Source organism: Candidatus Pelagibacter bacterium nBUS_25 (genome assembly GCF_051200975.1).
Lineage (GTDB): Bacteria > Pseudomonadota > Alphaproteobacteria > Pelagibacterales > Pelagibacteraceae > Pelagibacter.
On record NZ_CP172846.1, the window covers coordinates 1,157,692 to 1,176,897 of the forward strand.

General features: G+C 28.3%; 17 protein-coding genes. 8 read left to right on the top strand and 9 right to left on the bottom strand.

What is annotated here, in order from left to right:
• Positions 1–23: 23 nt before the first annotated feature.
• From msrA to ACIJYH_RS06195, 4 genes are read left to right on the top strand one after another with little or no spacing between them, the layout of a single operon-like run.
• Positions 24–467 carry a peptide-methionine (S)-S-oxide reductase MsrA gene (msrA, locus tag ACIJYH_RS06180; protein WP_435162730.1) on the top strand — a complete coding sequence of 148 codons (444 nt, stop codon included), beginning with the start codon at positions 24–26 and terminating at the stop codon, positions 465–467.
• Between the two features lies 1 nt (position 468).
• Positions 469–1,281: a rhodanese-like domain-containing protein gene (locus ACIJYH_RS06185; protein ID WP_435162731.1), complete on the top strand. Its 813-nt coding sequence runs from the start codon at positions 469–471 to the stop codon at positions 1,279–1,281.
• Between the two features lie 3 nt (positions 1,282–1,284).
• Positions 1,285–2,280, top strand: a complete 996-nt coding sequence (locus tag ACIJYH_RS06190; RefSeq protein WP_435162732.1) for an efflux RND transporter periplasmic adaptor subunit — start codon at positions 1,285–1,287, stop codon at positions 2,278–2,280.
• Positions 2,281–2,284: 4 nt separating this feature from the next.
• On the top strand, positions 2,285–5,413 hold the full coding sequence (locus tag ACIJYH_RS06195; protein ID WP_435162733.1) for an efflux RND transporter permease subunit: 3,129 nt from the start codon (positions 2,285–2,287) through the stop codon (positions 5,411–5,413).
• On the opposite strand, the gene ACIJYH_RS06200 is transcribed toward ACIJYH_RS06195, so the two are convergent.
• Positions 5,403–6,002, bottom strand: a complete 600-nt coding sequence (locus ACIJYH_RS06200) for a lytic transglycosylase (RefSeq protein WP_435162734.1) — start codon at positions 6,000–6,002, stop codon at positions 5,403–5,405. The genes ACIJYH_RS06195 and ACIJYH_RS06200 overlap by 11 nt on opposite strands.
• A 422-nt stretch (positions 6,003–6,424) precedes the next feature.
• On the opposite strand from ACIJYH_RS06200, the gene ACIJYH_RS06205 reads away from it, so the two are divergent.
• Entirely contained in the window at positions 6,425–7,138 is a 714-nt protein-coding gene (locus tag ACIJYH_RS06205) for a 2,3-bisphosphoglycerate-dependent phosphoglycerate mutase (RefSeq protein WP_435162735.1), read from the top strand.
• On the opposite strand, the gene ACIJYH_RS06210 is transcribed toward ACIJYH_RS06205, so the two are convergent.
• The 7 genes from ACIJYH_RS06210 to polA are packed head-to-tail and all read right to left on the bottom strand — an operon-like array spanning position 7,116 to position 15,608.
• Complete coding sequence (locus tag ACIJYH_RS06210; protein WP_435162736.1) at positions 7,116–7,805, bottom strand: nucleotidyltransferase family protein; 690 nt, start codon at positions 7,803–7,805, stop codon at positions 7,116–7,118. The two genes, ACIJYH_RS06205 and ACIJYH_RS06210, sit on opposite strands and share 23 nt — an antisense overlap.
• Before the next feature lies 1 nt (position 7,806).
• A complete protein-coding gene (locus tag ACIJYH_RS06215; protein ID WP_435162737.1) occupies positions 7,807–8,757 on the bottom strand; it encodes a phosphotransferase in 951 nt (316 codons plus the stop codon).
• Positions 8,758–8,766: 9 nt separating this feature from the next.
• Complete coding sequence (gene tsaE, locus ACIJYH_RS06220; RefSeq protein WP_435162738.1) at positions 8,767–9,222, bottom strand: tRNA (adenosine(37)-N6)-threonylcarbamoyltransferase complex ATPase subunit type 1 TsaE; 456 nt, start codon at positions 9,220–9,222, stop codon at positions 8,767–8,769.
• Positions 9,206–10,492 (bottom strand): adenosylhomocysteinase, encoded by a 1,287-nt coding sequence (ahcY, locus tag ACIJYH_RS06225; protein WP_435162739.1) that lies wholly within the window; start codon positions 10,490–10,492, stop codon positions 9,206–9,208. The genes tsaE and ahcY overlap by 17 nt, the downstream gene beginning before the upstream one ends.
• A 43-nt stretch (positions 10,493–10,535) precedes the next feature.
• A complete protein-coding gene (locus ACIJYH_RS06230; protein WP_435162740.1) occupies positions 10,536–12,077 on the bottom strand; it encodes an ATP-binding protein in 1,542 nt (513 codons plus the stop codon).
• Positions 12,077–12,784: a response regulator transcription factor gene (locus ACIJYH_RS06235; protein WP_435162741.1), complete on the bottom strand. Its 708-nt coding sequence runs from the start codon at positions 12,782–12,784 to the stop codon at positions 12,077–12,079. Before ACIJYH_RS06235 ends, ACIJYH_RS06230 begins: the two co-directional genes overlap by 1 nt.
• Before the next feature lie 49 nt (positions 12,785–12,833).
• Entirely contained in the window at positions 12,834–15,608 is a 2,775-nt protein-coding gene (polA, locus tag ACIJYH_RS06240) for a DNA polymerase I (protein WP_435162742.1), read from the bottom strand.
• A gap of 115 nt (positions 15,609–15,723) precedes the next feature.
• Here polA and ACIJYH_RS06245 point away from each other — a divergent pair, with 115 nt between their 5' ends.
• On the top strand, positions 15,724–16,275 hold the full coding sequence (locus tag ACIJYH_RS06245) for a biotin transporter BioY (protein WP_435162743.1): 552 nt from the start codon (positions 15,724–15,726) through the stop codon (positions 16,273–16,275).
• Here the strand turns inward: ACIJYH_RS06245 and ACIJYH_RS06250 are convergent.
• Positions 16,268–16,831 carry an ActR/PrrA/RegA family redox response regulator transcription factor gene (locus tag ACIJYH_RS06250; protein ID WP_435164271.1) on the bottom strand — a complete coding sequence of 188 codons (564 nt, stop codon included), beginning with the start codon at positions 16,829–16,831 and terminating at the stop codon, positions 16,268–16,270. The two genes, ACIJYH_RS06245 and ACIJYH_RS06250, sit on opposite strands and share 8 nt — an antisense overlap.
• Before the next feature lie 147 nt (positions 16,832–16,978).
• On the opposite strand from ACIJYH_RS06250, the gene ACIJYH_RS06255 reads away from it, so the two are divergent.
• Both ACIJYH_RS06255 and ACIJYH_RS06260 read left to right on the top strand, forming a co-directional pair.
• Entirely contained in the window at positions 16,979–18,163 is a 1,185-nt protein-coding gene (locus tag ACIJYH_RS06255) for a type III PLP-dependent enzyme (RefSeq protein ID WP_435162744.1), read from the top strand.
• Positions 18,163–19,206: a 1,9-bis(guanidino)-5-aza-nonane synthase gene (locus tag ACIJYH_RS06260; RefSeq protein ID WP_435162745.1), complete on the top strand. Its 1,044-nt coding sequence runs from the start codon at positions 18,163–18,165 to the stop codon at positions 19,204–19,206. The genes ACIJYH_RS06255 and ACIJYH_RS06260 overlap by 1 nt, the downstream gene beginning before the upstream one ends.

Here is a 19,206-nt window from a genome sequence, read left to right on the forward strand (position 1 = left end):
TAGATCAAATAATCTAATTATCAATGGAAATAGCAATTTTAGCACTTGGATGTTTTTGGGGACCTGAAATTAAGTTTAACAAACTTGAGGGGATTTTAAAAACTGAAGTAGGTTACTGTGGTGGTGACAGTAGTAAAACTAATTATAAAGAAGTTTGTTCAGGCACAACTAACCATGCTGAAGTAGTAAAATTAGAATTTGATCCTAAATTAATTTCATATGAAAAAATTATTAAATATTTTTATGAAATTCATGACCCAACCACCTTAAACTCTCAAGGTCCAGACTTTGGGACTCAGTATAGAAGTGAAATATTTCATTTTAACGATCAACAGAAACAAATTGCTGAAAAAATTACCAATGAGGAAAATAAAAAATTATTTGGAAAAATTGTTACAAAAATTTCTATAGTTAAAAATTATTGTCCAGCAGAAGAATATCATCAAAAATATTTAGAAAAGAGATAAAATGTCATTAGTAGATACAAATTGGCTAGAAAAAAATATAAATAAAGTTAAAATTATTGACTGCTCTTGGCATATGCCACAAACAAAAAGAAATGGTTTTATTGAATATCTTAAAGAGCATATTCCAAATGCTATTTTTTTTGATCTAGATAAAAATTCAAAACTAAATACAGATTTGCCTCATATGTTAACTGATGCAAAATCATGGGAAGAGATTGTAAGTAGCATGGGAATAGAAAATAATGATGAAATAGTAATTTATGACAACTCAGATGTTATCAGTTCCTGTAGATGTTGGTATAATCTAATTTACTTTGGTCATAACCCAAAAAAAGTTCATGTATTAAACGGTGGTTTAAAGAAGTGGAAAAATGAAAATAAATTAACAGACAGCAAACAAACAAATTTAAGAGTATCCATTTATAAAGCAGAAGAAAATAAGCAGCTTGTTAAAAATAAAAAAGAAATAGATGAAAATATTCAAAAAAAAGAATTTGAAGTTGTCGACGCTAGAAGTAAAGAAAGATTTGAAGGAAAAGTCGTAGAGCCAAGAAAAGGCTTAAAAAGTGGATCAATCAAAAATTCTTTTTGTATCCCTTTTTCTGAATTAATAAATGAGGATCATACATTTATTAACAAAGATGAAATTACAAAAAAATTTAATTCGGTAGGATTTGATATAAATAAAAACCTAGTATTTACTTGTGGATCTGGAGTCACTGCAAGCGTATTGGCGCTAGCTTATTCAATAATTAATGATAAATATATGCCCACAATTTACGATGGCTCATGGTCTGAGTATGGAAAGAGTTAAATTATGAGAAGATCAACAAAAATTATATCAATAGTATTAATCTTCTTTTTTATCATTGCAGCAGTAATCATTGCTAGAACAATGATTGGTAATCATTTTAAGAAAAAATTTAGCAAAAGACCACCGCCAGGAATAATTGTTCAAGTGGTTGAACAAAAATTATTTCAAAACACTATCGAGACATTTGGTACTGCAGCTCCAGCACAAATTAAATCCTTTAATATTGAAAAATATGAAATTTTAGAGCCAATTAAATTTAATACAAAAGTTAAAACAGGAGATGTGATTGCAAAATTAAAGAATAGAAACATAACCACTCCTTTCGATGGAATTATTGGTAAACGAGATTTTTCTAATGATATAGATGTATCAAAGAGTTCAATTATACTAAATTTAGAAGATACTTCAGTTCTATTTGTTGATGTAGATATACCTGAAACGTTTGCACCATATGTAAAAAAAGGTCAAAACGTAAATATAAAATTTTCTGGAAATGCTCTTAAAAAATACCCTGGGACTGTAGAATCTACTGCAAGCAGAATTGACACAAATAAAAGATCTCTTCCAGTTAGAATTAAACTTGATAACCCTGACAATGAACTTTTATCTGGATCGCTATTAGAGATCTCTATTAACTACAATGAGAGAAACTCTTTAAGCATTCTTGATACTAGTTTGCTAATGGAGGGTGATAATGTTTATGTATATAAAGTAGATAAAGAAAATACTGTAAAAAAAGTAGCAGTAGAAATTGGCTTAAGAAAAAAAGGAATTGTAGAAATCAAATCTGGTCTTGAAGATGGTGATACAGTAGTTGCTGAAGGTCTAAAAAAAACAAGACCTAATGGAAAAATAAAACCAATTGAATATGGTTCAAAACCAAAGTCATCAAGTTGGAAGAAAAAAGGTAAACCAGCTAAAACAGAGCAGAAAAAAAGTAAGTTTGATTGGTTAAAAAAATTAAACCCATTTAAAAAATCTGAGACAGAGAAAAAATAAATAAATGTACATCACCGAAGTAAGCATAAAACGACCTGTAGTAGCATGGGTTCTATCTTTAATACTAATTGTATTTGGTTTATTTGTTTATTCTGAACTGCCGGTAAGAGAGCTACCTGATGGTTTACAGCCACCTGTAGTGCAAGTTAAAGTTGATTATAAATCTGCGTCAGCTCCAATTGTAGATCAAGAAATAACTCAGGTTATCGAAGATGTTATTGGAGGAGCAGAAGGAATTAAGAATATTGACTCTAAGTCTGAAAACGGAAGAAGTAGTATTAACATCGAGTTTGATACGGATATTGAGCTTGATGATGCCGCAAATGACATTAGAGAAAGAGTGGCTAGAGTAGTCGATAATCTTCCTTCTGAAGCAGATGCTCCACAAATATTAAAACAAGCAGCAGGTTTTACCACAACAATGTGGCTTTCTGTTTCGTCTTCAACATGGTCGGATTTAGAACTTGGTGATTATGCAGATAGATATTTAGTGGATTCTTTCTCAAGTGTAAAAAATGTTGGAAGAATTCTATTGGGAGGTCTTAGAGAACTTAGTGTTAGAGTTTGGATTGATCCTATTAAGCTAGCTGCAAATGATATGACTATTCAGGAAGTAGAAAATGCACTTAGAAATGAAAATATAAGTCTGCCTGCTGGAACTTTGGAAGCAGATAATATAGATCTAACAATTAATTTAGATAAATCCTATAACAACATTGATGAATTAAAATTTTTACCTATTAAAAGAACAAAAGATAAAATAGTTAGATTAGCAGATGTTGCAAATGTAGAATTAGGTCCTGTTTCTGAAAAAACATTATTTAAAGCTCAAAGTAAAAATAATTTAAATCAAAAAACAGTTGGTATTGGGATTTATGCCAAGAGTGGTGCCTCAACAGTTGAGCTATCAAAAGAAATCCAAAAAAAAATTGTTGAAGTTAGAAAAACTTTACCAGAAGGTCTCAAGTTAGAAGTTTCATTTAACAGAGCCACATATGTTAAGGCAGCAATTGATGAAGTTTATAAAACTCTAGCAATTGCATTTGTTTTAGTTGTAATAATAATTTATTTATTTTTAGGTAATATTAAAGCAGTAATAGTTCCTGCTGTTGCTCTACCAGTTAGCTTAATTGCATCATTTTTAGGTATTTATTTATTTGATTTATCAATAAATATTTTTGTGCTTCTAAGTTTTATACTCGCAATTGGAATTATAACTGATGACTCTGTTATTATGACAGATGCAATATATAGAAGAATAGAAAATGGAGAAAATCCATTAGTTGCTGCATATAAAGGGTCTAAACAAATTACTTTTGCAATTGTAGCAACAACTTTAATTTTACTTGCTGTTTTTATTCCATTGATTTTTATTAAAGGAATATCAGGAACTTTATTTAGAGAGACTGCTATAGCTTTATCTTTTTCTATTGTTGTATCATCATTTGTTGCTTTAACTTTGTCACCAATGCTTGCGAGCAAATTTTTAGATAAAAAAGCTAGTTCTGGATTCTTTGTAAAAAAATTTAATATTTTTTTTCAGGGTTTTTCAAATTTTTATAAAGAAACATTAAACTATTGGATTAATAAAAAGAAAACGATAATAACTTTTATTTTTTTAATTATAGCTGGATCTGTGGCTTTATTTATGTACACAACCAAAGAGCTTCTCCCAAAAGAAGATAGGGGTGTTTATTTAGTTATTGGTTTTACAGATGAAGGAAGTTCGTTTGATTACACACAACAAAAAGCTCAAGATGTAGAAAAGAGATTGCTTCCATTGCTACAGGCTGAAGATAGTCCTTACAATAGATTCATCATGAGAGTTCCAGGTTTTGGAAGTTCTGCAAATTCATTTAATAGTTTTATTATAATTGCTTTACTAGATGATTGGAAAAAACGAGATAAAGATGCAATGACAATCATGAGACAAGCTATAGGCAAGATAGTAACTGTACCTCAAACTTTAGCTTTTCCAATTTCACCTCAAGGGATAAGGGTTTCCAATTACAATAAACCAGTCCAAATGGTAATTTTAGGAAGTACCTACGAAGAATTAGAAGGTATTCAAAAAGAAGTTATGAGTAAACTTAGAAGAAATAGAGGATTGTCAAGAATCGAGTCAGATTTTAATAGGAATAAACCAGAAGTAAAATTAGTTATAAATAAAAATAAAGCTAAAGATTTAGGAATATCGACTAGATCTATTGGTCAGACATTAGAAACTTTATATGGTGGTAAAAGAGTTACTACATTTAATAAATTAGGAAAAGAATATCCAATTATTCTTCAGCAATATCTTGTTGATAGAAAAAATAAAGATAGTTTGAGCAAGCTATTTGTAAGATCTAGCATAACTGGTGAATTAATCTCACTATCAAACTTAGTTGATTTAAAAGAAGAAGGGTCTGCAAAAGTACTAGCAAGATACGATAGACAAAGAGCAGTAACAATATCAGCGAACATAAATCCAAATTACTCGTTATTTGAGGCAATTGAATATCTGGAAAATATTATGTCAGAAGTTGCACCCACAAACCAAATTACTTGGAAAGGTGAGTCTGAAGAGATCAAAGAAACTACCAATGAACTTTATATTATTTTTGCACTTGGTTTACTCACAGCATATTTAGTAATGGCTGCAACATTTAACTCTTTTGTCCACCCATTTATAATTATGCTTACAGTACCATTGGCTGTTTTTGGTGGTTTAGTTTTTATTCTATTTTTAAATAGCTCAATAAATATTTTTTCTCAAATTGCTCTTGTAATTTTAATTGGTATATCAACTAAAAATAGTATTTTAATTGTAGATTATGCTAATCAAATAAGAACGACAGGTAAAGATTTGGTAAGCTCAGTAAAAGAAGCATCTAGTTTAAGATTTAGACCAATTATGATGACATCTATAAGTACCATGATAGCGATGATGCCTTTAGTAATTGGAAATATTGGACCAGGAGCTGGAGAAGCATCTAGACTAGCTGTTGGAGCAACTATTCTTGGAGGAATGATAATTTCTACTTTCTTTACACTATATGTGACACCAACAATGTACTTGGCACTTGCCAGAAATAGCAAAAGAATAGACTCGGTTGATTTAGAGTTAAAAAAAGAATTATCTAAAAAATAATATATTTATTTCTGCTCAGTGAGGTGCTACATTCTTTTAGCTGATTTTTATAAACATTTGATTGTTTCTCAACTCTTTTTGCCAAATTAATTATCTTTTTATTTTTTTTGTAATATTTGTAATTTCCCCATCCCTCATGATAAGCAACATACTGTTTAAAAGAATCAGTTTTGGATATTTTTAAAATAGTACTTGATTTATTAGTGTACCAACCAATAAAATCAACACTATCCTTAAACCTAGTTCTAACTGCCAACTTATTCCCTGTTTCTTTTTTATATTGCTCCCAAGTACCATCAACTGCTTGAGAATATCCAAATGAACTTGATAGTCTCTTATAAGGAATTATCTTAAAAAGTTTTTGTCTGGGAGGTTTTGCTAGCCAGTCAAAATCTGACTCCATTTTTATTATAGCAAGCTGTAAATAAATAGGTGTACCCCATTTTTTTTCTGATTTACTTACATGCTTAAACCATAAATATCTTTCGTTAAATATGGAACAACTATTAGCAGTATTTGATGGTATTGAAGAACAAGCAGAAATAAAAAATAATACTACAAATAATGAATTAATTTTAAAAATTTGCATATTTTTTATAAAAAAAGTTAGTCAACAACACAATTAATACTCCAAATAAATTTCCAAATAAATCAGAGAATTCAAAGCTTCTTACTGGAATAAATATATGTGATATTTCTAAAATTATAGAAAGTAAAACCAGGTACATATTCAAAAAATTCAATTTATTTGAATTTTTATAGGTAAAAAGACCAAGTGTAGTCAGTAAACTAAATGCATATAAATGGTTTGTGGAAATTAAAAGATCTGGAGTTAATTGTGGCTGTAACTTACAATCATCAAATAGAAAACAACCTAATAAACTGCCAGGAAATAAATACAAGACTATTAGAATAAAATTAGATAGATAAAAAATGAATTTATTTTGTAAAAAAAAATTAGTCATTAAATTGTATAGTTATATTTTATAAATTAAATTAAAAGATTAACAAATGAGTTATTTAATTTTAGTAAGACATGGTCAAAGTGTATGGAATCTTGCAAAAAAATTCACCGGCTGGGTTGATGTTGATTTAACTGACAATGGTAAATTAGAAGCAAAAAAAGCAGGTGAACTAATAAAATCAAACAATATTCATGTTGATATTTATTATTCATCTTTTCAATTAAGAGCAAAAAATACGTTAAAATTAATCAAAGAAATATTACATGACGTAAAAGTTTCAAAAGAAGCTTGGCAACTGAATGAACGACATTATGGAGCTCTCACAGGCTTAAATAAAGATGAAATGAAAGTAAAACTTGGTGAAGAAAAAGTTCATCAATTTAGACGTTCATGGGATTTGCGACCAGACCCTTTAGATAAAAACAATCCTTATCACCCTATTAATATTAATACCTATAAAGAAATACCAATTAATAGAATTCCTGATACGGAGTCTCTTAAAGATACTTATGAAAGAGTATTAGAGTTTTATAAACAAGAAATTGAAAATGAGATTTCTAACAATAATATTTTAATATCTGCACATGGAAATTCGATTAGAGCATTATGTAAATATTTATTTAAATTAGATGAAAATCAAATATCTAAATTGGAGATACCAACTGGAAATCCACTTGTAATAAAATTAGATGAAGAGAATAAAATTACAGATTGCAAATACTTAGATAAAGAAAGAGCTAAAGATCTTGTAGTTTTTTAAAAGTTTTGAGATCAGTTAAATGATAAAAATCATTATCAGTCTCAAATCCATATAGTTCTTCTTTTTCAATTAGATCGTTCCATACATTTGTTATTGAAAAATTTTTATCTTTATAATCAGAAAGAAGTTTTTTATTTATAATTTGGCAGCCTGTATAAATAAATTTACTCTCATTATTTTTTATGATTAAATTTTCTTTAAGATCAAAATCACCATTTAAATTTTTATCAAAACTTAATTCCTTTTTTACTAATAAAAGTATATTTTTTAGTTTTTTGGAAAAATACATATTTTCCATTTCAATAATTTCATTAAAATAATTTTTCTTCCATATTGTATCTGGGTTAAATATTAAAACATTATCTTCACTTGTATGTTTCATCATATTATTTATTCCACCACCTGTATCAAGAATACTCTCACCATCTTCAATAATTGAAATTTTAGATTTAAATCTTTTATTATTTATAAAATCATGAATTTGATCTTTTAAATAAAAAGTATTGAGAATAATTTGCTGTATACCCAAACTTTCAATTAGATTAATACAAGTTTCAAGCACTGCAATATTGTTTAATTTGATCAAAGGTTTGGGAGTGTCTAGCGTTAGCGGATTTAATCTTTTTCCAAATCCTGCACATAAAATAAAGGCTGTATTAATTTTCATTTTACTTAGTTATAAATTTAGGGAAATTAGTTGCCAATAACAACTTCAAATTAATTAAGTCTTTATTTTTACTCATCCTGCTATCAATCATATTCCAGGCATATGGAATAAGTTTTAAATATTTTCTTTTCTTATCTCTTTCTGCCAATCTCATGAATATTCCAATAATTTTTAAATTTCTAAGAACAGATAAAATATCAAAATCATTTTTGAATTTATTTACATCGATTGTTTTATTGGTGTTTAAATAATAGTTGTACACCTTATCTTTTAATGAATTGGGTGTTTTATATCTGACATCATCAATTAAGGACGCTAAATCATAGGCTTTGTTTCCAATAAGAGCATCTTGATTATCAATTAATCCGATTTGATTATTGGAGTTTATGATTAAGTTTGAAACATGAAAATCTCTATGAACAAAAGTATCATTTTTAAAGTTTAGTTTTGATAATGCCAACTTAATTTCTTTATCAAATTTACTATTGAATATATTGATTTTTTTTTTATTTAATTTTTTTGGAACATACCAATAACTAAATAACTTTGCTTCATCTAATAAGATTTTGCTTTTATAATCTTTAATCAGGTAAAATTTATTTCTAAAATTTTTGATTTTTTTATCTTTTATTAATTGTATTTTATTTAAAATATTAATTATTTTCTTAAATATTAAATATTGATTTTTTTTATTTCTTGAAAATATTTGATAAATAGTTTTTTTTCCCAAATCTTGTATTTCAATATAATTCTCTTTATAATTTTGACTTAATAATTTAGGTGCAATTATATTATTTTTAATTAAGATTTTATTAATTGAGTCATAAATTAATAAATTTTTAATTTTTTCTCTTTTTGCAAAAACTATAATTGAATTTTTTTTAGTATTTCTATAAAATTTTCTAAAAGAAGCATCTCCTTTAATTTCCCTAAAATCTTTTGAAAGTTTCATATAAAAAGATCAGTCTAGACCATCAATTTTAACAGATCTATTATTTAATTCATTTTCATAGTTAAAAATTAAATCTATGGTCTTGTTAAAGTTTACTTTATTAATTAATTCTGGCCACTCAATAAGTGTTATTTTATTTTGATCATTATCAAATAGATCTAAATTCTTAACTTCAGACTTATCTTTCAATCTAAATAGGTCATAATGTTTAATAATTAAATCATCTGTCTCATATTCATTAAGTAAGTTAAAAGTTGGACTTGTTACTTCTGTAGTTTGTAATTTTTTTTTTATTTGAAATTGATTAATTAAATATTTTACAAAAGTAGTTTTACCTACCCCCATTTCTCCATATAAAAAGATTGCTTCGCCACCTGTCAGATAATTGGAAAAATTCTTAGCTAATTCTTTGGTCGTCTCTTCTGAGGATATATCTATTATGCTATTTTTAATAGCGATAGGCATCTGGTTTGAATGGACCTTCAGTTCCAACACTTATATAATCTGCTTGTTCTTTGGATAATTTTGTAAGTTTAGCACCAACTTTTTTTAAATGAAGAGTTGCAACTTTTTCATCCAAATGTTTAGGAAGAACATAAACTTTATTTTCATAATTTTTATGATTTTTCCAAAGCTCAATCTGTGCAATTACTTGGTTTGTAAATGAAGCACTCATAACAAAACTTGGATGTCCTGTTGCACAACCTAAATTAACTAATCTTCCCTCTGCTAAAAGAATAATTCTTTTTTTGCTTGGCAATTCTATTTCATGAACTTGTGGTTTAACTTCACTCCATTTATAATTTTTAAGAGCTTCGACTTGAATTTCATTATCAAAGTGACCAATATTACATAAAATTGCTCTATCTTTCATATCTCTCATATGGTCTGCAGTAACAATATCTTTATTTCCTGTGGCTGTTACAACGATATCAGCTCTGCTAATAGCTTCTTCCATTAAAACAACCTCATATCCTTCCATTGCAGCCTGTAATGCACAGATTGGATCTGCTTCAGTAACCAAAACTCTTGCTCCACTTTGTCTTAGTGATGCCGCACTTCCTTTACCTACGTCTCCAAAGCCCGCTACAATTGCAATTTTTCCTGACATCATTACATCTGTTGCTCTTCTAATTCCATCTACTAAACTTTCTCTGCAACCATATAAATTATCAAATTTTGATTTAGTAACTGAGTCATTAACATTAATCGCTGGCACTAAAAGAGAATTGTCTTGTTCCATCTTATTTAAAGCTTTTATTCCTGTAGTAGTCTCTTCTGAAACTCCTTTTATTTCTTTCATCAAATCTTTATATTCATTATGCATGATTGCAGTTAAATCACCGCCATCATCTAAAAGCATATTTGGTTTCCAATCAGGTTTGCCAATAATAGTTTGTTTGATACACCAGAGATATTCCTCTTCAGTTTCACCCTTCCATGCATAAACAGGTATTCCAGCCTTGGCGATCGCAGAAGCTGCATGATCCTGAGTTGAAAAAATATTACACGAAGACCATCTTATCTCAGCTCCTAGAGCAGCCAATGTTTCTATCAATACAGCTGTCTGAATAGTCATATGCAAACAACCAATAATTCTTGCTCCTGTTAATGGTTTAGTTTTTGAATACTCTTCTCTTAAAGCCATTAATCCTGGCATTTCACTCTCTGCTATCGAGATTTCTTTTCTACCAAATTCAGCTGATGATATATCTTTGACTTTAAAATCTTCCATAGAAAAGTTTTATACAGTTAACAACAAATTAATCAAGATAAGATTAAGCGCTTGGAAAATTTATCTCTACAATAGCACCATCTCTATCTAATCGATTTGATGCTACAATTTCACCATCATGAAGATCAACTAAATTTTTAACAATATTTAATCCAAGACCTGAATGTTCTCCAAATTTATCTGGCCTATTGCTATAAAATCTTTTGAATATTTTTGATGTATCTATCTCTTTAAAGCCTTGGCCATCATCAATAATTTTAACCATAATTTTTTTATTTGCAGTATTGGATATATTTACAAAAATATTTTCTCCTTCTTTGCAAAATGAAATTGAATTATCCAATAAATTAGCAATTATTTGCTCAATTCGGTTTTCTATACCATTAATAATATATTTTTCATTGCCATCATTTTCATAATTAATTTTAATATTTTTTTTAACTCCTTGGATGTTGTTATAATCATCTACAACAGATTGAATAATTGGCTCTATATTGATTTTTTTCATCTTTTCTTTACTAAGAGCCACTTCATCTTTTAACATCTGTGAATAATCAGTTATTAATCTTTCAATTCTCAAAACATCATGGCTAAGAATATTCAATAATTTTAATCGTTGTTCAGAGTTGTTACTGTCTTGCAATATCTCAGAAGCACTTTTTAAAGATGCAAGTGGGTTTCTGATTTCATGAACTAGATCTGTGGAAAAATTCTCAGCGTGAGCGACTCTTTTTTGAAGTTCAATTGTCATATCATCCAGTGAATTTGATAAAAGTCCTAATTCATCATTACGACTTTTTAAACTTTCAATATTTGTTTTGGTTTGACTTTTGTCTTTAATAACTTTTGTATAGCTTACAAGGTTTTGTATTGGTTTAATAAAATATCTACTCAAAACAAAAGAGAAAATAAGAATTACAAAACCTACAGCAATTGCGGTTCTAATAACAAAAGCTTTCCTTTCATCAGTGGCTATTTTGATATCATTGGCATTTTCAGTAATGGCAATGTACCCAATATTAGAATTATCTTTAATTACATTTTTAATAGTAATTAATTTAAATTGATTAAGATCCTCCTGTATGAATGTGTAAGAATTTCCATAAGCGTCTGAATTTAAATATTTTTTTAATATTTTTTCATGAGGAAAGTTCTTATTTTTAGTTAAATTATTATTTTCATTTGTATCATTTTTGTCATTTTCATTATCATTCAAACTTTCGAATTCAATTTCATCTAATCTTGTAGAAAAAGATCTTGGATCAAGATCTAAGGTATCTGTGTCACCTACTATATTTAAATCATTATCAAAAAAGATTACTCTATCAAGGTTTTGAAATATAAAACGCGTTGAAAATAAAAACTTCCTAATATCATCAGGATTAAATTTTACGTCTAATCTTAGAAGAGTATTGATTGTATTATCTATTACATTTAAGTGTTTTACTGATTTCTTTTTAATTAAATTAGGTTGAACATTATTTAGATAAATAAATGTAAATAAACTAATAATTGTAAAGATTATAAAATTTATAAATAAAAATTTTTTTAATATAGATAAACTTTTTAAATATTTACTAAACATTAGCTAACATTCCATCTATATCCACTACCATATCTAGTTTCAATAGCTGAAAAATCAGGGTCTACTTTTTTGAATTTTTTACGAATTCTTTTAACATGACTATCAATAGTTCTATCTTCAATATCAGTGTCTTCTCTGTAAGCAATATCCATTAATTGTGCTCGTTCTTTAATAATTCCAGGTCTTTTTGCTAACTCTTTAACAATTAAAAATTCTGTTGTAGTTAACTTGTCCGGGAGCTGTTTACTGTTCCACTCACACTCAAGTTGAGATGGGTCTAATTTTAGCTTACCGTGTGAAATTAAACTTTTATTTTCCTCTAAAATATTATTCGTATCTTTTTTTCTTAGTTGAACTCTAATTCTTTCAATCAAAACTTTAATTGAAAAACCTCCAGATTTTTTTACAAAATCATCTGCTCCTAATTTCAATCCAAGCAACTCATCAATTTCATCGTCTTTGGATGTCAAAAAAATTACTGGTAGAGATGTTTTTTTTCTAAGTTTTTTAAGCAATTCTTCTCCATCCATTTTAGGCATCTTTATATCGATAACTGCTAAATCAGGAGGTGTTCTGGTTAGACCAATCAATGCACTTTCTCCATCTATATAGGTTTGAACTGTAAAACCTTCTTTTTCTAAAGCTATACTTAAACTAGTTAAAATATTTCTATCATCATCTATTAAAGCTATGGTTTGTTTATGCATTCTTTATATAAAAATACTAAATTGTTCTAAATTGGGCAATCTAATAAAATTAATGAAGCATTCCCCAATTATCTCCAACATTAACATCAACAGTTAGTGGAGTTGAAAATGAATGATAATCACTTTGTGCAACACTGGTCATTTCTTCTTTTATTAATTTGATCATCATTTTTTCATCTTTTTTTGGTACCTCAAATATTAATTCATCATGGATTTGCAAAAGCATTTTAGATTTAATATTTTTTTGTTCTAACAATTTTTTATCTAATCTAATCATTGCTAAACGCATAATTTCTGATGCTGACCCTTGTATAGGTGCATTGATTGCAGCTCGTTCTTGAAAGTTTCTCACATTGAAGTTTTTATCATTAATTCCATTGAAATGAGATCTTCTACCAAAAATATTATTTACATAACCACTTTTTCTACAAAACTTAATAGTACTATCCATATAAACTTTTATTTCAGGAAATTTTCCAAAGTATGCATTTAAAAATTCTTCTGCCTCATGGTTTGAAACATTAATTTGTTTTGCTAAGCCATATTGTGAAATTCCATAAATAATTCCAAAGTTAATTGCTTTAGCTTTTCTTCGATGATCTTGATCTACTTTTTTAATATCAATATTAAAAATCTGACTAGCTGTTAATGAATGTATGTCTTCATTATTCTTAAAAGCTTTTTTAAGTTCTTTAACATCTGCTAAATCTGCTAAAATTCTCATTTCAATTTGATTGTAATCTGCTGAAATTAACAAATAATCTTTTTTTGCAGCAAAAGCTTTTCTGATATCTTTTCCATCTTCTGATTTAATTGGAATATTTTGTAAATTTGGATCGCTTGATGCCAATCTACCAGTTGTAGTTGCTGCTAATAAGAAAGAAGTATGTACCCTTTTTGTTGATGGATTAATGTGTTCTGGTAAAGAATCTGAGTAAGTATTTTTTAGTTTTGATACTTGTCTCCAGTCTAAAACTATTTGTGGAAATTTATGCCCTTTAAAAGCTAAATCTTCTAAAACACTTGCGCTTGTTGCAAAGCTTCCTTTTTTTGTTTTTTTTAAACCTGCAATCTTTAAATCATTATAAATAATTTCACCTAATTGCTTTGGTGAAGCTATATTAAATTCTTTTTTTGAAATTTTAAAAACTTCTTTTTCTAAATTCTTAATTTTTTTTTCAAACTTTGAAGAAAGTGATTTTAAAAATTTGCTATCAACCTCAATTCCTTCCATTTCCATAAAGGCTAGGATTTTAATTAATGGTTTTTCAAATATTTCATAAATATTTACCATTTTTTCTAACTTTAAATTTTTAATAAATTTTTTATATAATCTAAAAGTTATATCGGCATCTTCTGCCGCATAATCTTTAGCTTTATCAACCTCTACATCACTAAAATTTATCTCTTTCTTTCCAGTTCCAACGATTTCTTTAAAAGATATTGTTTTATGTCCTAAATGAATTTCTGAAAGTATATCCATATTATGTCTATTTTTTCCTGCATCCAAAACATAAGACATAAGCATTGTATCTTCCATTGATGAAATTGTTATTCCTTGCTTATATAAAACTATAAAATCAAACTTAATATTTTGACCAATTTTCTTAACACTTGGATCTTCTAATAAAGGTTTTAATTTTTTAATGACAATATCTTTCCTAATACATTTTGATGATTTATGTCCAATTGGAATATAACAAGCTTTGCCAATTTTAGAACATAGAGAAACGCCTATTAAATCTGCTTGATGTGGATCTAAAGAATTTGTTTCTGTATCCACTGCAACCTCTCCTGCTTCTTCAGCTTCTTTTATCCATTCATCTATTTGATGAGGTTCGCTAATTAAGTGATAGTTTTTATTATTGATTGGCTGATGTTTTTCTGAAGCTTTTATTTTATCAGATATGTCTTTTAGTTTTGGTTCACCATATGCAGAAATAACAGAACTTAAAAGTCGGTTAAATTCCATCTCTCTTAAAAATGTATAAAGTTTATCTTTATCTATTTCTTTTAGTTTGAACTCTGTCAAATCTCTGTTGGTTGGAACATCTTTCATTAATGTTACAAGTTTTTTACTAATCAATGCCTTATCTTTATTTTCAATAAGTGTTTCTCTTCTTTTATTTTGTTTTATTTCACTAGCTGACTTTAAGAGTTTTTCTAAAGTTCCGTATTTATTAATCAGTTCAGCGGCTGTTTTAACTCCTATACCCGGAACACCTGGAACATTATCACTACTATCCCCAGCGAGAGACTGTACGTCTATCACTTTTGATGAATCAACTCCAAATTTTGTAAAAATATCTTCTTCTGAAATAAATTTATTTTTCATAGGATCAAAAATTCGAACACCTTTTTTATATAATTGCATCAAATCTTTATCTGAAGAAACAATTGTAACTTTAGCACCTTTCTTCAGTATTTTTTCAACATAAGTAGCAATTAAATCGTCTGCTTCATAATTAGGCAGATCAACCGATGGTAAGTTGAAAGCTAGTACTGACTTTCTGATATACTCAAATTGAGGCGCCAAATCATCAGGTGCCTCTGAACGATTAGCCTTATAATCACTATAAATATCATTTCTAAATGTCTTTCTTGCTGAATCAAAAATTACTGCAAAATGTGAAGGTTTTTGTAAATTTTGCTCTGACTTTGAGTCTTCAAGTAATTTAAAAAGCATACTACAAAATCCACTTACAGCACCTGTTGGTAGTCCATCACTTTTTCTAGTTAATGGTGGTAATGCATAATAAGCTCTAAAAATATATCCTGAGCCATCAATTAGGTAAAAATGATCTGTTTTTTGAATTTTATCCATTAAAATATCATTAAATATTACAGTCGTATGAAAATCTGTATATAAAAAAATTTCTTTTTTTTAAGATCATTAATTATATCTAGATTATTTTAATGTTTGATAGTATCATTTTGATATGGAGTTAACTAAAAATATATCTCAAACTAAATTAATAAAATCAGTATTGACAATATTACTTGGATCTATAGCACTGACCATATCAGCTAAAATTAAAATACCTTTTTATCCAATTCCAATGACTATGCAAACATTTGTAGTTCTATTTTTGGGTGTAAGCCTTGGATATAAAATGGGGCTTGCGAGTATTGGGCTGTATTTGTTTGAAGGAATTTTAGGTTTACCTGTTTTTTCAAATTCTCCTGAAAAAGGGGTTGGATTAATTTATTTTACAGGCCCAACTATGGGTTATTTAATTGGTTTTTTAACTGCTGGCTACTTAGCCTCAAAAGTTAATAGCAAAGACAGTCTTTTATTAATTTTGGCTAAGCTAACAATAGCAACTTCTACAATTTATATGTTGGGATTATTATGGTTAGGAACACTTATTGGGTGGGACAAGCCAATTATAGCTTTAGGAGCTCAGCCATTTCTATTAGCAGAGATATTTAAAGTAGTGCTTTTAGCCTTGATAACGAAGCAAATTTTAAAAATTAGAAAATTTATCTAGGGGATCTTTTAGAAAGAATTCTTTGAAGAGTTCTTCTATGCATTTTTAATCTTCTTGCAGTTTCTGAAACATTTCTATTACATAACTCAAATACTCTGTGTATGTGTTCCCATTTCACTCTATCTGCAGACATTGGATTTTCTGGAGGAGCAGCTTTTTTTGCAGGATCTGCAAGTAAAGCTTTTTCTACATCCTCAGCATCAGCTGGCTTTGCAAGATAATCTATGGCACCCTCTTTAATGGCTGCCACTGTGGTTGGAATATTTCCATAACCAGTCAGCATAATTATTCTACTTTCACTATTTGTATTTTGAATTTCTTTTACAACCTCTAATCCGTTACCATCTCCAAGTCTTAAGTCTACTACTGCAAAACCAGGCTTTTTCACTTTAACCGACTCTACTCCTTTTTGTACACTCTCAGCTTGAGTAACTTCAAATCCCTTTTTTTCCATGGCCCTTGCCAGTCTTTCTCTAAAAGGATTATCGTCATCAACTATAAGTAGAGATTTATTATCAAAATCGTTAATATTTTTGAGGACTGTTTGTTCTTTCATTAGACTAATATGGTGATTAGCCATCATAATTCAATACCTATTATTTACTTTACATTATTAATCTATGGGCTTAATAGGAGGAAATTTTAAAGTTTTTTAGAGATAAAAAGCTTTTTTTTATTAAATTTTTTTTTGGAGGCATTTTAAATGCAAAAATTTAAATCAGTTGAACAAATAGTAAATCAACTGAAACCTGAAAAACCGATATATTGTATCAGAAAGAATTCTATTCGTTCTGCAGTAAAATATTTCAACAAAAATTTTCCTGGTAAAATTCTTTATGCGGTTAAGACCAATCCACATCCTGTCGTAATTCAATCAATCATAGATAGTGGTGTAGAACAATTTGATGTTGCTTCTATAGAAGAAATTAAAAGTATTAGAATGTTTAGCCAAACAGCAAAATGTTCATACATGCATACTGTAAAAAGTAGAGAGAGTATTAAAGAAGCTTATTTTAACCATGGAGTAAAAACATTCTCACTAGATACTAAGGATGAATTAATAAAGATTATTAAAAGCACAAATGGTGCCAAAGATTTAGAATTATTTGTAAGAGTTGCCGTTTCTAATGAGCATGCTGAAATAGATTTATCTAAAAAATTTGGTGCTTTAAATTCAGAAGCAGCAGGATTATTAAGACTAGCAAAACAACATGCAAAGAAAATTGGTTTAAGCTTTCATGTTGGTTCACAATGTATGCATCCCATTTCATACTCTAAAGGTATTAATGAAATTGGAAATATAATTAAAAAAACAAAAATTTTACCTGATTACATTAATGTTGGAGGAGGATTTCCAACAATTTATCCAGACTTAGTGCCTCAAACTATGGATAGTTATTTTAATGAAATTAAAAAAGGTTTAGAAAATTTAAAACTTGAAAAAATGCCTGAAATTATTTGTGAACCTGGAAGAGCTTTAGTTGCTGAAAGTGGTTCCACAATTGTCAGAGTAAATTTAAGGAAAAAACAAAAACTTTACATAAATGATGGTACATATGGAACTCTGTTTGATGCAGGAACTCCAAATATAGTGTTTCCATCTAAAATGATTAAAGAAAATTCTAATAAGATAATATCAAAAAAATTAACAGCTTTTGATTTTTTTGGACCTACATGTGATAGCATGGATTATATGAAGGGTCCTTTTCTTCTTCCAAATAATATAAAGGAAAATGATTATATTGAGCTAGGCCAACTTGGTGCTTATGGCTTAACATTTAGAACTCAATTTAATGGTTATTACTCTGATGAAATATTTGAAGTTGAAGATAAACCAATCATGACAATGTATGACAAAGACATTAACAAAGCTACTTTGGTTGCTTAATGTCAGATCAAAAAAACCCAGGTCATAATAGTAAAAAAGACTTCTTAAAAAACCCTGTTGAACACATTGATATTACTTCATTCGACTCTAGAAAAATAATCTCTTCAATGGAAAAAATGTCTTTTGTTTCTCGGGAAACAGCTAATGCTGCCAATATTTACAATGATATGCTTAAAGATAAAGATTGCACAATATTTCTAACTTTAGCTGGATCAACATCAGCTGCTGGGTGTATGAATATTTACAAAGATCTTGTAAAATATAATATGGTTGATGCAATTGTTGCAACTGGGGCTTCTATTGTAGACATGGATTTTTTTGAAGCACTTGGATTTAAACATTATCAAGGTTCTCAATTTCAAGATGATACTGAATTAAGAAATAATTATATAGATAGAATATATGACACGTATATTGATGAAGAAGAGCTTCAAATGTGTGATAAAATTATTTGTGAAATAGCTGATACATTGGAACCAAGAAGTTACACATCACGAGAATTTATTTATGAAATGGGAAAATATTTAAAGAAGAATTCTAAAAAGAAAGACTCTTTAATTGAAACAGCATTTGATAATAATGTGCCAATATTTTGTCCAGCTTTCACAGATTCAAGTGCGGGTTTTGGTCTAGTGATTCATCAAGAAAAAAATCCAAAACAACACATGACGATAGACTCTGTAAGAGAATTCAGAGAGTTAACAGAAATAAAGATTAAATCTAAAGGTTCAGGTCTATTTATGATTGGTGGAGGTGTGCCAAAAAATTTTATTCAAGATACAGTAATTTGTGCTGAACTATTAGGTAAAGAAGTTGACATGCATAAATATGCTGTACAAATAACTGTTGCTGATAGTAGAGATGGTGCTTGCAGTAGCTCAACATTAAAGGAAGCAAGTTCCTGGGGAAAAGTTGATATTACAAAAGAACAAATGGTATTTGCAGAGGCAACAAGTGTATTACCTTTGATTGCAAGTGATGCTTATCATAAGGGTGAGTGGAAAAATAGAGATAGAAAAAACTTTACAAAAATTTTTGAATAA

What these genes read in the sequence shown, in the direction of transcription:
- msrA (WP_435162730.1), top strand. Translation starts at nt 24, where the DNA reads ATGGAAATAGCAATTTTAGCACTTGGATGTTTTTGGGGACCTGAAATT.
- ACIJYH_RS06185 (WP_435162731.1), top strand. Translation starts at nt 469, where the DNA reads ATGTCATTAGTAGATACAAATTGGCTAGAAAAAAATATAAATAAAGTT.
- ACIJYH_RS06190 (WP_435162732.1), top strand. Translation starts at nt 1,285, where the DNA reads ATGAGAAGATCAACAAAAATTATATCAATAGTATTAATCTTCTTTTTT.
- ACIJYH_RS06195 (WP_435162733.1), top strand. Translation starts at nt 2,285, where the DNA reads ATGTACATCACCGAAGTAAGCATAAAACGACCTGTAGTAGCATGGGTT.
- ACIJYH_RS06200 (WP_435162734.1), bottom strand. Translation starts at nt 6,002, where the DNA reads ATGCAAATTTTTAAAATTAATTCATTATTTGTAGTATTATTTTTTATT.
- ACIJYH_RS06205 (WP_435162735.1), top strand. Translation starts at nt 6,425, where the DNA reads ATGAGTTATTTAATTTTAGTAAGACATGGTCAAAGTGTATGGAATCTT.
- ACIJYH_RS06210 (WP_435162736.1), bottom strand. Translation starts at nt 7,805, where the DNA reads ATGAAAATTAATACAGCCTTTATTTTATGTGCAGGATTTGGAAAAAGA.
- ACIJYH_RS06215 (WP_435162737.1), bottom strand. Translation starts at nt 8,757, where the DNA reads ATGAAACTTTCAAAAGATTTTAGGGAAATTAAAGGAGATGCTTCTTTT.
- tsaE (WP_435162738.1), bottom strand. Translation starts at nt 9,222, where the DNA reads ATGCCTATCGCTATTAAAAATAGCATAATAGATATATCCTCAGAAGAG.
- ahcY (WP_435162739.1), bottom strand. Translation starts at nt 10,492, where the DNA reads ATGGAAGATTTTAAAGTCAAAGATATATCATCAGCTGAATTTGGTAGA.
- ACIJYH_RS06230 (WP_435162740.1), bottom strand. Translation starts at nt 12,077, where the DNA reads ATGTTTAGTAAATATTTAAAAAGTTTATCTATATTAAAAAAATTTTTA.
- ACIJYH_RS06235 (WP_435162741.1), bottom strand. Translation starts at nt 12,784, where the DNA reads ATGCATAAACAAACCATAGCTTTAATAGATGATGATAGAAATATTTTA.
- polA (WP_435162742.1), bottom strand. Translation starts at nt 15,608, where the DNA reads ATGGATAAAATTCAAAAAACAGATCATTTTTACCTAATTGATGGCTCA.
- ACIJYH_RS06245 (WP_435162743.1), top strand. Translation starts at nt 15,724, where the DNA reads ATGGAGTTAACTAAAAATATATCTCAAACTAAATTAATAAAATCAGTA.
- ACIJYH_RS06250 (WP_435164271.1), bottom strand. Translation starts at nt 16,831, where the DNA reads ATGAAAGAACAAACAGTCCTCAAAAATATTAACGATTTTGATAATAAA.
- ACIJYH_RS06255 (WP_435162744.1), top strand. Translation starts at nt 16,979, where the DNA reads ATGCAAAAATTTAAATCAGTTGAACAAATAGTAAATCAACTGAAACCT.
- ACIJYH_RS06260 (WP_435162745.1), top strand. Translation starts at nt 18,163, where the DNA reads ATGTCAGATCAAAAAAACCCAGGTCATAATAGTAAAAAAGACTTCTTA.